Raw genomic sequence first — 14,975 nt, forward strand, 5'->3', positions numbered from 1 at the left:
CGTCAGGGCTGGTCAGCTTGGGTCGAGGCCGCCGAGTTTCTCGGCGGCCTCCGCCAGCGCCGCCTCTACGGCCTGCGCCTTGCCGAGCCGCCCGATCAGGACGTGCACGGCCAGCCCGTCGAGCAGCGCGTTGAACGTGGGCAGGAACTCCTCCGCCCGCACCGCCCGGAAGGTGCCGTCGGCCACGCCGTCGGCGACGATCGCGGTCAGGTCGCGGGTCCACCCGCTGTCGATCGCGTCGGCCGTCCTGCTCATCTCGCTGGCCGAGGTCGAGCGCAGCCACGCCTCCAGCCACAACTTCCACGACGGGTCGTGGCGGTCCTCGGGCAGGTAGAGCCGGATGTAGACGGCCAGCCGCGCGGCCGGGGCGGTGACGGCGGCCAACTCGCCCGCCCGGCGCTCGGCCAGGTCGCGCTCGCTCCACCGGAACGTCTCGGCCAGGATCTGGTCGCGTGACTGGAAGTAGTACAGGACCCGGGCCGGGCTCATCCCGGCGCGCTCGGCGATCTGCTGGACCTGGATCTCGCTGACCGGCCGCTCGGTGATGATCTCCAGCGCCGCTTCCAGGACGCGCCTGCGGGCCAGCCTGCCGCGCTCCTGGGTTCTGCCCCGCGGTTCGGTCAGTTCTGACATGAGTTCGATCCTCCCCCTTGACGCACAGCCGTACCAACTTAAATTGGATTCAAGTTTAGGATCGGAGGAGTCCATGAGGCGGTTACTGGTAGCGCTGCTTCCGCTGGCCGCCGGCGCGGTGGTTCCCGCGCAGGCGGGCGTTCCCGTGCAGGCGGGCGCGGACACGGTGCTCAGGCACGGGTTCGTCTACACGGTCGACGCGCGCGACAGCGTGGCGGAGGCGGTCGCGATCAAGAACGGGAAGATCGTCTATGTCGGCGGCGACGCCGGGGCGCGACGCCACATCGGCGCCAAGACCAAGGTCATCGACCTCAAGGGCCGCATGGTGATGCCCGGCCTGCACGAGGGGCACATCCACGACATCACCCGCGAGGACCAGAAGACCTGCGACCTCAAGGCGGAGCCGCTCACGGTCGCGCAGTTCCGCGGCCGGGTCAAGGCCTGCCTGGCCGATCCGGAGCTGGGCACCGAGCCGGACGACTTCCTGCAGGTGACGAACCTCTACATGCAGTTCCTGCGCCCCGCCGGGACCACCCCGCACAAGCGCATGCTCGACGGACTCGGCACCACCCGCCCGATCATCGTCTCGGCGGCGGTCACCGGCCACACCACGCTGGTCAACCAGAAGGCCCTGGACCTGGCCGGGATCACCAAGAAGACGCCCGACCCCGACGCCGGCCGGATCAACCACGACAAGAACGGCGAGCCGAACGGCCTGCTCGAGGACGCCGCCGCCCGCCTGGTCACCAAGCTGATCCCGCCACCGCCCCCGCTGTCCCCCGAACGCGCCGCCGAACTGGCCGGCCTGCGCATGCGCGACTTCAGCCAGGAGGGCATCACCAGCTTCTTCGTGCCCGGCAGCGACGCCGCCACGGTCACGACGTTCCAGAACCTGCGCGGCGCCGGCGGCCTGACCGCCCGCGCCCACTTCGCGATCTCCACCCGCATCGGCGACCTGCGCGAACCCAAGAAGTTGTACGCCGCCCTGGCCAAGATCCGCAAGGAGCTGGAGCGCCCCGGCCAGATCCCCCAGCCGGTGCGCGCCTGGCGTCCCGGCAAGCAGGAGGGCCCGCGCCTGGTGGCCGGGCCCGGGGTCTCCGTCGACGGCGTCAAGATCCTCCTCGACGGCATCGTGCAGTATCCGGGGCAGACCGCGGCGCTGCTCAAGCCGTACCTGGACGCCAAGGGCAAGCCGCGCACGGACAAGTCGGCCCGCGGCGAGCTCTACATCGGCGCCAAGCTCCTCAACCCGGTCGTCGCCGAACTGGAGCGGCAGGGCTACCAGTCCCACATCCACGCCATCGGCGACCGCGCGGTCAGGACCGCGCTCGACGCGTTCGAGGCGGCGCGCCGGGCCAACCCCGGCATCAGGGCCCACCAGACCATCGCGCACGCCGAGGTGGTCGACCCCGCCGACTACCGGCGGTTCGGCACCCTGGACGTGACCGCGTCGATGGGGCTGCAGTGGGCCAAACCGGCGCCCGACTCGACCGACGCGGTCAAGCCGTACCTGGGCGCGCGGTTCGACCTGTACGAGCCCACCAAGCCGATCGCCCGGGCGGGCGGCAAGGTGTCGCTGGGCAGCGACTGCTGCCTGGACCCGTTCGACCAGTGGTTCGGGCTGGAGGCGTCGATCCTGCGTGAGGCCGACTGGGGCAAGGACTTCCCGCAGTACGCCGGGAAGGTCAACGCCCTGCCGGGCCTGTCCAGGCGCGAGGCGATCAGGGCCGTCACGATCAACGGCGCCTACCAGATGCACCAGGAGGAGGTCACCGGCTCGCTGGAGACGGGCAAGCTGGCCGACCTCATCGTGCTGAACCAGAACATCACCAAGGTCGCGCCGGACGACATCTCCCGGACCGACGTCCTGCTGACGATGGTGGGCGGGAAGGTGGTCTGGGCCGCGAAGCCGTTCAGCTGACGGGCTTCAGCCGGGCGGTGATGCGGCCGGCCAAGGGGTGGTCGCCCAGGCCCTCGCGCACCCACTGCTCGGTGAGTGCGGTGTACAGGTCCTTCGGCGCCTGCTCCCAGTCCGGCTTGCCGTGCGGCGGCCGAGGGTCGTACTCCAGGGCGTACTGCACGGCCCGCGCCATGTCGAGGCCGGCCAGTTCGGCGGTCAGGTGCAGGGCCATGTCGATGCCGGCCGAGACGCCGGCGGCGGTCAGCACCGGGCCGTCGGCCACCCAGCGCTCGCGGACCGGGATCGCGCCGAACTCGGGCAGGACGTCGAGCATCGACCAGTGTGAGGTGGCGCGGCGGCCGTCCAGCAGGCCCGCCGCGCCCAGGATGAGCGAGCCGGTGCACACCGAGGTCGTCAGCCCGGTGGCGGTGCGCACGTAGGCGAGCAGGTTCTCGTCGGCCATCGCGCGCAGGGTGGGGGCGCCGCCGCCGGGGACCACGATCACGTCGGGCGCGGGCACCTCGTCGAAGGTGTGGCCGGCGCGCACCCACAGGGGCGTGTCGGTCTCCCAGGTCTCCAGCCGCTCACCGGCCACGACGACCCGGAACTCCGGGCGGATCGCCGCGAGCGTGGACAGCACCTGCAGCGGGCCGACCAGGTCCAGGATGGTGCAGCCGGGGTAGAGCACGAACGCGATGGTCTTCTCGGTAGCCATGTCTCCCATCCTGACCGCTCGGGGCCGGGCGCGGCCGGCGCGTGTCCGCAATCTTGGGAAACGTGGCCGCGATCATGGGCAGGGCGGGCGGAATGGGAGGCCGGGGAAGGAATGGCTCCAGTCGGCGGGGGTGAGCGCGGGCCTGGCCCGGGCGCAGACGCGGGCCGCCGCCGTCGCGGGGTCGACCGGCCACAGCCGGGCGGTGTGGTCCTCGCCCGCGCTGGCCACGTACTGGCCGTCGGGGCTGAAGGCCACCGCGTAGACGCGGTCGGTGTGCCCGGTGAGGGTGCCGGAGGAGCGGGGGCGGCGGGGGTCGCGCACGTCCCACAGGCCGACGGTGCGATCGAGGGAGGCGGTGGCCAGGCTGCGGCCGTCGGGTGAGAAGGCGATGCTCTGCAGGGCGTCGGTGTGGCCGATGAGCTGGGACAGCGGGCGGATCCCGGCCCGGTCGGAGACGTCCCATAGGCGGGCGGTGCGGTCCAGGGAGGCGGTGGCCAGCACCTTGCCGTCGGGTGAGAAGGCGACGCCCTGCATGGTCTCCGGCTGCTCGGGGCTGGTGGCCAGCCGTACCGGCCGCCGGGGGTCGCTCACGTCCCACAGGACGATCACGACGCCGTTCAGCGTCGCCAGCAGATGGCCGTCGGCGCTGAAGGCCACGGCCGTCGCGCCGTTGCCGCCCTCGCGCACCGAGCCGGCCGCGCGCGGGCGCGCCGGTTCGGTGAGGTCCCACAGCCGTACGACGGGGTCGCCCGCACCCGCGCTGGCCAGCAGGTCGCCGCGGGGGGCGAAGGCCACCGCGCTGATGCCGCCCTCGTGGGCGCTGATCACTCCTGACGGGGACGGACGGCTCCGGTCGGTGACCCGCCACAGCCGCACGTCGCCGTCGACGCCTCCGGTCGCGGCCAGCGCGCCGGACGGGTGGAAGGCGACCGACTCGACCTGGCCGGTGTGGCCGCGCAGCCGGGGCAGCGGGGCCGGCCGGTAGGGGTCGGTGACGTCCCACAGGCCGGCGGTGAAGTCCTCGCTGCCGGTCAGCAGGGTGCGGCCGTCGGGGCTGAAGGCCACGGCCGACAGCGCCGCCGGGTTGCCGGCCACGACGGGGCCGGGCAGGTGGGTGAGCAGCGTGGTGCCGTCGAAGGCGGCCGAGGCGAGCATGCCGCCGCCGGGCCGGTAGGCCAGCGCCCAGACGACGTCGGTGTGCCCGGTCAGCACGGTGGCGGGGGCGCGCGGCTCGGCGACGTTCCACAGGCGGATGGTGTGGTCCCAGCCGCCGCTGGCGAGCTGGCGGCCGTCCGGGCTGAAGGCGAGCGCCTGCAGCGGCCCCGTGTGCCCGGCCAGTACGGCGGGCCGGCGCGGCTCGGCCACCTCCCACAGCCGGACCCGGTGGTCCCATCCGGCCGTCGCCAGCAGGCGGCCGTCCGGGCTGAACGCGACGGCGGTGACCTTCTCCCCAGAGCCGCTCAGGCGGCGCAGCAGGCGTGGGCGGCGCGGGTCGGCGGTGTCCCAGAGGGCGGCGGTGCCGTCGTCTCCGGCGGTGACGAGGGTGGCGGCGGTGGGGTGGAAGGCCACGGCGCTCATGGTGGAGCGGTGCGCGACGGTCGTGGACAGCAGGCGGGGGTCGCTCGCGTTGGCGATGTCCCACAGCCGCAGCCTGCCGTCGCCGCCTGCCGTGGCCAGGATCGTGCCGCCGCCGCCGATCGCGACGGCGTAGACGGGCCCGGTGTAAGCGGTGAAGGCGGCCAGCGGCTTGGACGGCCCCGCCGCCGCGGCCCACCACAGCTGGACGGTCCCGTCGTACAGGCTCGCGACCAGCAGGCGGCCGTCGGGGGTGAAGCGCAGCGACTCGATGTCGTCGTTCGCCCCGATCAGCTCGGCCAGCTTCTCCGGCGGGCCGTCGTCGTGGACGCGCCACAGCCGGATCGTGCGGTCGTCGCCGCCACCCGCCAGGACCCGGCCGTCGGGGCTGAAGGCCAGCGTGTTCATCTCGTGCGGCAGGCGGTCGCCGAGCGGGGTGGTGAACGCGCTCAGCAGGCTGCCGCGCGCCTCCAGCGTGGGCGTGAGCCGGAAGGCGGCGAGGCTGAGCTGGGCGGCCAGCGGCGCGTTGACCGTGCGGAGCTGGATGGCGCGCTCGGCCACGCGCTGGGACAGGGCCGTGTTGCGCTGGCCGGTGGCGGCCGCCTGCTGGCTGCGCGCGTACCCGGTGGCGGCCCCGGCGATCACCACCATCGCGGTTAAAACGGCGATGAGCGAGCGGGCGGCGAGCACGCGGCGGCGGGCCTGGCGCTCCTCGCGTTCGAGCGCGGCCAGGCTGGCTGCCAGGAACTCCTGCTCCGGCGGGCTCAGCGCGGGCGCGTGGCGCTCGGCCCATTCGCGCGCCGCCGCCAGCCGGACGCCCCGGTACAGGGCGCCGGGGTCGCGGCCCAGCGACTGCCAGGTCTCGGCGGCCTCGGCGAGTCGCTGGTGGGTGCGCAGGCCCTCGCGGTCGGCGGCCAGCCAGTCGCGCAGGCGCGGCCAGGAGCGCAGCAGCGCCTCGTGGCCGATCTCGACGCTGTCGTGGTCGAGCACCAGCAGGCGGGCGGCGACCAGTTGCTCCAGTACCTCGGCCGTGGCGGCGTCGTCGCCCAGGCGCCGCCTGTGTACCCGGCGTTTGGTGTCCTGGGCGCCCTCACCGAGCACCGTCAGCCGCAGGAACAGCCTTCGGGCCAGCCGCCGCCGCTCCGGCGGGAGCTGGGTGTAGACGCGCTCGGCGCTCTGGGCGATCGCGCCGTCGATGCCGCCGGCGGCCTCGTAGGCGGCCAGCGTGAGGGTGAGGCCTCTGCGCCGCCGCCAGGTCTCCAGCAGCGCGTGGGAGACGAGGGGCAGCACGCCGTTCTGGCCGGCGGCGTCGGCGACGATCCGGGCGGCCAGCGCCCCTTCGACCAGGCAGCCGGCGTCGGCGGCCGGCCGTACCACGGCCTGGCGCAGTTCTTCCACGCGCATCGGCCCGATCGGGACGTGCGCGCGGCGCAGCACCTCCAGCAGCCGGGGCTCGGCCAGGCAGTGGCCGTAGAAGTCGGCGCGCACGCCGATCACCACGCGGTGCGCGTCGGCGGCGCCGACGAGCAGGTCGATGAAGCGCGCCCGCTCGCCCGGGTCGCGGCAGAGCGTGAAGACCTCCTCGAACTGGTCCACGATGACCAGCGTCTCGGCGTCGCCGGGCGGCGCCCAGTCGCGCGCCGGGTGCGCGCCCGGCGTGAACAGCACCACCGGCCAGGGCCGCGCCCCGGCCAGCACGCGCGCCTGCAGCCCGGCGCACAGCACCGACGACTTGCCCGACCCCGACGCGCCGAGCAGCGCCACGAACCGCTGCTCGCCGATGCGCTCCAGCAGCTCCTCCACGAGCGCCTCGCGGCCGTAGAAGCGCTGCGCGTCCGCGGCCCTGAAGGGCGCCAGTCCCAGGTACGGCGCCGCCTCGTCGATGGCCGGCTCCGGCTCGTCGGTTTCCCGGCCGCGCAGTTCCCGCCAGCGGCGCTCCCATTCCTGAGGCTCGCCGCCGCACGCGCGTACGTAGGCCAGCGCGACCGCGAGCGTCGGCAACCGCCGGCCCGAGGCGGCCTCCGACAGCGTGGCCGCGGCGTAGTGCGCGCGGCGGGCCATCTGCCGGTAGGTCAGGTCGCCCGCCTTGGCGCGCAACAGCCGCAGGTCCGCGGCGAAGCGCAGGACCTCCGGATCGTCTCCGTCCAACGGACGCTCAGGCCGCGGCACCGCGCCTCCCCCCGGATCGGCTTTCCTTTACTCAAACCGAAGTCCGGAGGTTGATCAACCCTGGAAGATTGTTCGCCGCATTCGTCCCTCATAACAGGCCGGAAGGTGTTGCGAGCTGCGGACTTACTTGCGGGAAACACGCGGAGCGAGGTTCGGGAAAGTGTTTTCCGCGCTTTCTTGCTTTCGCGTAACGGCGGTTGTCAAGGACGCTCGGGCACTCCGGGGACGAGGGCGTCGAAGCGCAGGCGGATGGCGGGCGGGGTCAGCAGCGGGGTGCGGCGGCGCTGGGTCCACAGCACCGGGTCGCCGGTCGTGGCGCGGGCCAGCATCGCGCGCCGCTCCAGCCGCGCCCCGTCCACCGGGATCGCGCCGGGCTCGATCACGTGGGGGCGCGCGCCCGCGTCGGACAGCAGGTCGGTGCGCGGGTCGGGCATCGGCGCCGGCTCGGCCCCCGACAGGTCCGCCGCGCGGTGGCGGACGAACCGGCGCCGCCCGTCCCGGCTCCCGACGAGGTACGGATGCCAGCCCTCCGGCACCCGGGCGGCCAGGGCGTAGTCGTAGACCGGCGGCCCGGTCATGTCGGGGTGGCCGGGAAGCGTGGGCGCCGGGTCGGCGGGTGTGCTCACGTCCCGGCCGCCGATACGGCGTTCGACCGCCCAGGCGGCGTTGGCGTCCTCGTCGATGCCCACCACCACCTCGTCGAGCACCGGCCCGGCCAGCGGGGTCGCGGCCGTGGTCCACACCACGAGCGAGTCGCGGCCGAGTCCCTCAGTGGCGTACAGGCTCCAGCCGTCGGCGGGCGGCGACAGCGGCCATTCCTGGCCGAAGGAATCGCATACCCGCACCTGCGACAAGGTCACGACATGTCCGGCCATCGCGTCCACGGGGAAGGTGAACCAGTCGTCGGACTGGTTCACCACGAGGTCGATCAGGAGCAGCGTCGCGAAGTGGGAGCGGTCGGGCGGGTACCCGCCGATGTCCACCGCGCCGTCCTCGATCTGCCACCAGCGCGGCAGCGGCGCTCCCGGGTAACGCACCCGCCCAGGACGCACCACGCACGGCCGCTCCTCGCCGCCGGTGAACTGCCCGCCTGACCCGGCGGGCAGTTCGGCGTCGGCGGAGAACCAGTCGAGGTCGCCGCCGCTGTGCCGGCGCACCGTCAGGTCCGCGTTCCCGGCGGTGAAATCCGCGTCGTACTCGAAGGCGGCCGGATCCCACAGGTCGGCGGGCTGCAGCAGCGGCGGCGGCACCGGGCCGAACAGGGACGCGTCGAGTCCGAGCTGCTCGCGTCTGATCCACAACGTCCGCCCGTCGTAGCCGGTCAAGCCGTCGTACGGCACCGGCAGCCGCCCCAGCATCAGCGCCGGATCGCCGGGCAGCGCCGGGAAGGCCGCGGCGACCCGGCGGCCGAGCGCCACGCGGCGGCCCGGGGTCCACCAGTCGTACGGCTCGGACTCCACGATCGCCTCGGCGGGCACCTCGACCGGGTCGTGGCCGCCGTCGGCCTCGATCGGGGTCAGCCGGCGCCGGAAGTCCACCTGGACCGGGGAGGAGGCGTCCTCGCCCTGGTGCTCGCCGAGCTGCCACTGCCGGCCCAGCATCCAGGCGGGGTCGGCGATCTCGGCGCGGAAACCGCGGGCCAGGTCGTCCAGCTCCGGGGCGGCGGTGATGCGGCGGATCAGGTCATAGACGACGGTCATGGCGGATCCCTACGCGATCGGGGTACGGGTGGCGCCCGTGGCGGGCACGAGCAGGGTCGGAAGCAGGCCCATCACGTCGGTGCCGAGGTCGGCGGGCCTGGCCATGCGCGCATGGGCCAGCAGCCTCGTCTCGCGGACGATCCTGAGCAGGGTGTCGTCGCCCAGAACGCCACCGGGCTCGGGCGGCACGGCCAGCAGGATCGCCTGCTGGGCACGGGCCGCGGGCGCGTCGAAGCCGAACGCCGCCCCGGTGACCTGGTCGGTCTCGGGAATCACCTCGCTCCAGGCGTCCAGGGCTGTGGCCGCGACGACGGTGGCACGGGACAGGTCGAGGCCCTCGGGGGCGTAGACGACGACCAGACGGCGGGGGTCGGGCACGCGTTGCCAGTGGTCGCCCGGCTTGGTGGACCAGGCGGTGAGGGCTGGGCCGTGGAGCTGTTGCGCCTCCAGGCGGGCCAGCGGCGTGCGTACGGCGGCCATCGTGGTCAGCCAGTCCAGGTCGAGCGCCGTCCGCTGGACGGCCGGCGGGGCCAGGCGGGACAGGATCGCGAGCTGCCCGGTGGGGCTGGCCAGCTCGGTGATCGCGTCCAGCAGGGCGGCGGTGTCTAGCCCGGCGGGTTCGGGCGTGCCGTCGAGCCTGGAGCTCAGAAGCGCCCGCGCGCGTTCCGCGAACTCCGCCTCACCCTCCAGCGACGGCGGGGTGTGCGGCAGGGCTGGGGCGGGGACGATGCCCCAGGCTCGGCAGGCGATCAACAGACTGGCCGTGGGAGTGGGTGTGGCCAGCAGGGTGGTGAGTGCGGTGGCGGCCTTACGCAGCCGGGTGTAGCGGGCGCGCAGGTCGCGCTCGATCTCGCCGGGCGGCGACGGCTGACCCGGCGCTCCCGCGACCGCGCCCGGCCCGGCGGGTGTGCGCCCGAGCAGCGCCACCAGCCGCACGGCCCGCTCATAGCACGACGACCCCGCACGCTCGTCGAAACCGGCCCCATCCTGGCCCAGGGCGTGCAGGGCGAGCCGCTCAAGATCCGGGAGGGACAAGGAAAGAGCGTCGGCCGGTGTGAGCCCCAGGTCGGCCAGCGACACCCGCCGCCCCCGCGCGCCCCACGTCCAGGCGGCCGCTCCACCGGTCTGCGCGGCCACGAAGGCCGCGGCGGCCGGATCGGCCAGCGCCGCGGGAGAGAGCCGCGCCAGCACCTGGGCGTCGGCGGGCAGTACGGCGAAGGGCACGTCGGGCAGGGCCAGCACCACGCTGGTGGCCACCCCGCGCCCCTGCCTACGCGTACGCACCACCTCCAGCTCGGGCGGACGCCCCAGCCCCGCCGCCGCGTCCATCGCCGCGCCCGCCACCGCCGCCCGTCCCTGGGTGACGTGGTGCACGGCCTCGGCCACCAGCAGGTCGCCGTACACGTCCACGGCCCCGCACAACTGCGCCAGCTCGGGCCGCTTGTCCGCGGGCAGCCAGGGAAAGCCGGGATCGTCCCGGTACGCCGCCAGCACCGCCAGCCCGTCGCACACCCGCCGCCCGGCATGCTCGGTACGCACAGGGAACCGCTCACGCAACGCGTCGACCAGCACCTCAGTGCCGGCGATCCGCTCCACCTCACGCCCCAGCGCCTCCGCCAGATGCGCCCCCTCGCGCACGAACTCGCCGATCCTGGCCGCGTCGCGCACGCTGCGCGAGGTGAGGTCCATGTACCAGCGGCTGGGCTCGGGGTCGCTGATCGCGCGGTCGCGCAGCACGGTGGCGGTCAGCGCCTGCGCCTGGGAGGGGGCGTGCAGCAGCCCGGCCTCGGTGGGCCCCGGGGTGCCGGGGCGGGGCGCGTCCACCCAGCCGTACGCGCCGAGGCGGGGCACGGCGCCCGCGTCCAGAGCCCGCTGGAGCCTGCGCGCGGGCAGGGCGATCAGCCAGGGGTCGATGCGATAGCAGGCCGTGTCGAGGCAGGCACGCAGCATACGCTCGACCCGATCGGCCCCGATCTCCGTCAGCCGCTTGAACGCCTGGTGTACCCGCTGGAAGCCGAGCGCTCCCGGAGTGCCGCCCCAGATCATGTCGTAGGTGGTGCGGCCGATCCACCCCTGCAGACGGCCGATCTCGTCTTCGTCGCGGGCGAGCCGTTCGAGGGCGGGCTGGGGTTCGTGCAAATACTCGCGGCCGACGTCGCCGATGGCGACCTGCAGCGAGCGTACGGCCAGCCGCAGGAACAGGCTGGCCGGATCGGCCCCGATCGCCTCCACCACGCCGTCGGTGTGGGAGAACGCGGAGGGCGTGCTCGCGGCGAGGCCGAGCAGCGACTCCAGCACGTCGACCATGTCGCCTTTGGACATGCCGGCCGGCACCACCATCGGCAGGCCGACCGGCTGGTCGGGGCCGCGCGAGCCGTATCGGCGCAGCGGGCGCAGCCCCAGTTCCTCAGCCAGCGGATGCATGGAGTGCCAGGACTCGTCGAAGTCCGCCCAGCTCACCGCGGCCCCGGTCATCAGCTGCGCCTGCCACCACAGCTCCAGCGGCGCGGCCACGCGGTGCCGGTAGCCGGGCGCGGTCGGCACGTGGCCCAGCAGCGCGAGCAGTCGCTCGATGGAGGCGCCCGCTACCGTGCCGCGGTTCAGGGCGGCCTCGCGCCAGCGTTCGCGCAGCCGCCGCAGCGCGGGCAGCAGCGGCACATCGATCTCGGGCTCCTCGGTGTACCACTCCTCCAGGGCTGTCGCCGGCAGCAGCCCGTACGGCTGCGCCCCCACCCGCAACGCCGGGAACGGCCCCTCGGGAAACAGCGAGCCGGCCGCCCACTCGGCGACGGGCAGGTTCCACGCGGGCACGTCCTCTCCCAGCGCCTGCACCTCACCACCGGCGAACCCGAACAACGCCGGCCACAACGCCGCCACCATCGCCGACGACTCCTCCCGATGCCCCGCGCCCGCCCCCGGCAGCGGGCCGAGCAGCGCCGCGTTTCCGGTCAGCGCCTGCCCGGCCAGCGCCTCGTCGGGACCGGGTTCCGTGTCGAGCAGCGTCCACCAGGTGGCGGCGTCGCGGGCCAGATCGGCGGCGGGCCCGCCGTCCACGCTGTTGGTGGGGGTGCCCGGCGCGACCAGCCCGAGCCTGCCCTCGTCACGCAGCGCCTCGAACAGCACCGAGGCGGGGGTGTCGCCGAGGCCCGTGACCATGAGCAGCTCGATGCGTTCCGGGTCGCCGGTCAGATCCAGGACGCAGCCGAGCCCGGCCTCCTTCGCCACGTCGAAGTCCTCCCACCAGCGCCGGACGTTCCGGTCCGGATCCACGGCGAGCAGCTCGTGCCGGACCTCCAACGTGGTCACGAGCTCCACGGGCTCGCCCACGTAGGCCAGCCACACGCGCAACCGGTCCGGCAGCCCCACGATCCGGGGGAAGAGGGGCACGTCGCTCCGCTCCCCCGCACCGCCCGAACGCACCAGGTACGCCGCCCGCGCCGCACCGACGGCCGCGGCCAGCTCACGGAAGGCGGGCAGTCCGGGATCGGCGGTGTAGCGGGCGAGCGCGGCCCGCTCGCCGGGGCTCAGCCGAGGGTCGTGCGAGACGAACCAGGGATCGTCGGGCACCACGCGCACCTTCAGCTCGGAGCCGTGGAAGCGCGTCTCCAGGCGGAGCGGCAGCAGTACCCCCAGATCGGTCATGATCCCCCTCGCGGTAGCAGTTTGTCGCCACGGATGAGCACGCGGTACGGGTCGGCGAAGGCCCGGTCGGCGAAGTCCGACGACGCGCGCCCCCAGGGGTCGGCGACGGCGTCGTTGCGGAAGCGGTAGGCCGACGGCGGCTCCTCCAGCACGACCCAGTGCGTGTCGACCGCGTCCGGGTCGAAGCCCGGGAAGCCGAAGAACGTGACGTCGGCCCCGATCCGGCCCTGGAAGGCGGGCGCGCACGCGATGCCGGCGGGGTCGGGGTCGCGGGTGAAGTCCACGGCGTGGTCGTGCTCCGCGCTCACCAGGTAGACCAGCGTCTTGGGGTAGCGCAGGAAGAGCTGCCCGCGAAAGACGAGCACCAGGTCCCTGCCTTCCTGCCCGCCCGGCCGATGCGCGGCGGAGCCGAGCGCGCTGGACGACGGCCAGTTCGGCACGCCGGCCAGGTCGCGGACCGGCGCGCCGGTGGCGGTGTCCACGCGTTCCCAGAACACCTTCAGCGGCGTGCAGCCGGCCGCCACCGGGATGTCGCGCCAGCGCAGCTCGCCGAGAAGCTGGGTGTTGTAGCCGACCAGGAACGCGTCGATGAAGCTCGGGTTGGTCTCCATGGCGATCGCCGAATCGTCCGGCAAACGCCCCACACCCGGCAGCAGCCATTCGGCGAAGGCGTCGTTGAGGTCGCGCCAGGCCGGCCGGTCGAGCCCCGGGCACACCTCGGGCGGCGCGAGCGGCTGGTCCTTGTCCAGGCCGCGGATCAGGTCGAGCACCCGCACGCGGGCCGGCGCCTCGGCCGTCGTCGGGTCGAACAGCGGGACGAGGCCGTCGGCCAGCTCCTCCACGAGGACCGGGCGGCAGGGCTCCGTGGCCGCGGGCTCCTGGAGCGCGCCGAGCAGGCCGAGCACGTCCTCGTCCGGTTCGCATTCGTGGTCCATGCGGTCCAGCGCCCGGCGAAGTTCCTCCCATGCCCGCTCCACCTCGCGCTGGGCGCGGGCGATCGCCTCGGCGATGCCGCCGCTCACGGCCTCCCGCAGCGCCCGCGTGGCCCGTTCCGCTCCGGTCAGGGCCTCAGTGGCCAGGCCCCACGGCACGCAGTGGTCGCCCGCCGTAAACAGCCGGTCGACCTTCCACAGCACCTCCTGGGCGAGCTCCCCCAGCGCGGGCGCGAGGACCTCCGGCCTGACGGTGGCCAACCCCTCCACCGCGGTACGGCCCGCGAGCTGCCCGGACCCGATCGTCTCCCGGAGGCGTTCGTCGAAGTCGTGGCCGAGGTACGCCACCCCCTCCGGCTCCGGCGGCGACACGGGCCGGCACTTCGCCGTCTCCTGAAGCACCCGGATCGGGTCCACCTTGTCCGCGGCCAGCGCGGTGCGGGCCGGACCGTGCCGCAGCACCCGCCGCGCCGCCGTGGAGAAGATCCCCGACGGCAGCGCCATGCCCGGAGCGGTGGTCAGCGCCGAGATCGGCCCTTCCGGCGTGACCACGCGGCGCAGCGCCGGCCCGAACAGCCACAGCTGCCGCAGCGGCTCCTCGGGCAGCCTGCGCCGCCACAAGGCCTCGGACGCGGCCAGGCCCAGGCTCAGCCGGCTCAGCCATTGGTGGGCGATGCCGAGCGCGCCCATGTGTTCGCGTGCCTCGTCCGCCAGCTCCTCCTGCAGCCGGATGCCCAGCTCCAGGCCGAGTCCCGCGGCGCCCCGGTGGCGCGGGTCGCCGTTGAGCGTCCGCGCCCAGTCGGAGGCGGGGTGCCCGCCCGGCCAGGCGTCGCCGTACACCGGCGGGCCGACCAGCGCGGCGCCCCCGTCGGACGGGATCGGGCGGCAACGGCGGGCCAGGTCGGCCGCGACGCCGGGGTCCAGCGGCTCGTCCAGCGAGCCCAGCGGCGCGAGCGCGCCGCGCAGCTTGAGCTCGCGCCCCGGCAGGTACGGGTAGCGGACGGCGGCGCGGCCGGTCTCGGGGTCGGCGCGGCCCGGCCGCAGCCGGCCGGCGAGCGTGGGGAAGCTGCCCCGTTCGGCGGCGGTGCGGAACCGCCAGTGGTCGTAGACGGGCAGCGTGACCTGCGCGGCGCCGGTCCAGCCGGGAACGGCGGGCACCAGGACGGCGAGGTAGTCCACGTCCTCCTGAAGCGGGCGCAGCGACAGCACGCGGGCCAGCGAACGGCCCTGCGCCTCCTGCACGTGGGCGAAGGTGTACGGCGCGACGAGCGGATGGGCCTGCTGCACGGCCACGGTCAGGCTGACCCGGCCCCCGGCGAGGGTCAGCTCCTCTCCCTCGACGCCGACGACCAGCGCGAGCCATGGTCGCAGGCCGCTTCCCGGCGCGGGGTTCTTGTCGGGGCTGTAGCGCCAGGGCAGGGCCGGTTCGGCCAGCTCGACATGGGTGCACTTGTCCGTCTCGGCGTCGATCGCGCCGGGCGCCGGATAGCGGCCCGCGATCGCGCCGGGCAGCAGCGCCCTCACGTCCGGCGCGCCGGCGAGCAGGAAGCTCACCGTGCACGTTTCCTCGTCGGCCGGGGAACCGTCCGCGCGCTCCCCGGCCAGGACGAAGCTGGTCGTGACCCGGCCGCGCCCGCCCTCGGCGTTCTTGATCAGCTTGCCCACGCGCTCGCGGGCCCAGTCGCGGAAGGTCAGCACCAGGTTCTCCA

7 protein-coding genes are annotated in these 14,975 nt (G+C 74.5%); 1 reads left to right on the forward strand and 6 read right to left on the reverse strand.

The window, feature by feature from the left end:
- Positions 1-12 precede the first annotated feature (12 nt).
- On the reverse strand, positions 13-633 hold the full coding sequence (locus HNR40_RS23675; protein ID WP_184964824.1) for a TetR/AcrR family transcriptional regulator: 621 nt from the start codon (positions 631-633) through the stop codon (positions 13-15).
- A gap of 73 nt (positions 634-706) precedes the next feature.
- Between HNR40_RS23675 and HNR40_RS23680 the strand changes: the two genes are divergently transcribed.
- Positions 707-2,554, forward strand: coding sequence for an amidohydrolase (locus tag HNR40_RS23680; protein ID WP_184964825.1), 1,848 nt, complete (start codon positions 707-709; stop codon positions 2,552-2,554).
- Here the strand turns inward: HNR40_RS23680 and HNR40_RS23685 are convergent.
- From HNR40_RS23685 to HNR40_RS23705, 5 genes are all read right to left on the reverse strand, one after another.
- The gene (locus tag HNR40_RS23685) at positions 2,547-3,248 is read right to left on the reverse strand and encodes a DJ-1/PfpI family protein (protein ID WP_184964826.1); all 702 of its coding nucleotides are present in this window, start codon (positions 3,246-3,248) and stop codon (positions 2,547-2,549) included. The two genes, HNR40_RS23680 and HNR40_RS23685, sit on opposite strands and share 8 nt — an antisense overlap.
- Positions 3,249-3,320: 72 nt before the next feature.
- Positions 3,321-6,992 carry an nSTAND1 domain-containing NTPase gene (locus tag HNR40_RS57320; protein ID WP_184964827.1) on the reverse strand — a complete coding sequence of 1,224 codons (3,672 nt, stop codon included), beginning with the start codon at positions 6,990-6,992 and terminating at the stop codon, positions 3,321-3,323.
- A gap of 200 nt (positions 6,993-7,192) precedes the next feature.
- A complete protein-coding gene (locus tag HNR40_RS23695; protein ID WP_221340739.1) occupies positions 7,193-8,692 on the reverse strand; it encodes a hypothetical protein in 1,500 nt (499 codons plus the stop codon).
- Between the two features lie 9 nt (positions 8,693-8,701).
- Entirely contained in the window at positions 8,702-12,334 is a 3,633-nt protein-coding gene (locus HNR40_RS23700; RefSeq protein ID WP_184964828.1) for a hypothetical protein, read from the reverse strand.
- Positions 12,331-14,964, reverse strand: coding sequence for a hypothetical protein (locus HNR40_RS23705; RefSeq protein WP_184964829.1), 2,634 nt, complete (start codon positions 14,962-14,964; stop codon positions 12,331-12,333). The genes HNR40_RS23700 and HNR40_RS23705 overlap by 4 nt, the downstream gene beginning before the upstream one ends.
- Between the last annotated feature and the right edge of the window lie 11 nt (positions 14,965-14,975).

Source organism: Nonomuraea endophytica, assembly GCF_014203235.1.
Taxonomy (GTDB): domain Bacteria; phylum Actinomycetota; class Actinomycetes; order Streptosporangiales; family Streptosporangiaceae; genus Nonomuraea; species Nonomuraea endophytica.

Coding starts and splice junctions, on each gene's coding strand:
- HNR40_RS23675 (WP_184964824.1), bottom strand. CDS start 633: ATGTCAGAACTGACCGAACCGCGGGGCAGAACCCAGGAGCGCGGCAGG.
- HNR40_RS23680 (WP_184964825.1), top strand. CDS start 707: ATGAGGCGGTTACTGGTAGCGCTGCTTCCGCTGGCCGCCGGCGCGGTG.
- HNR40_RS23685 (WP_184964826.1), bottom strand. CDS start 3,248: ATGGCTACCGAGAAGACCATCGCGTTCGTGCTCTACCCCGGCTGCACC.
- HNR40_RS23695 (WP_221340739.1), bottom strand. CDS start 8,692: ATGACCGTCGTCTATGACCTGATCCGCCGCATCACCGCCGCCCCGGAG.
- HNR40_RS23700 (WP_184964828.1), bottom strand. CDS start 12,334: ATGACCGATCTGGGGGTACTGCTGCCGCTCCGCCTGGAGACGCGCTTC.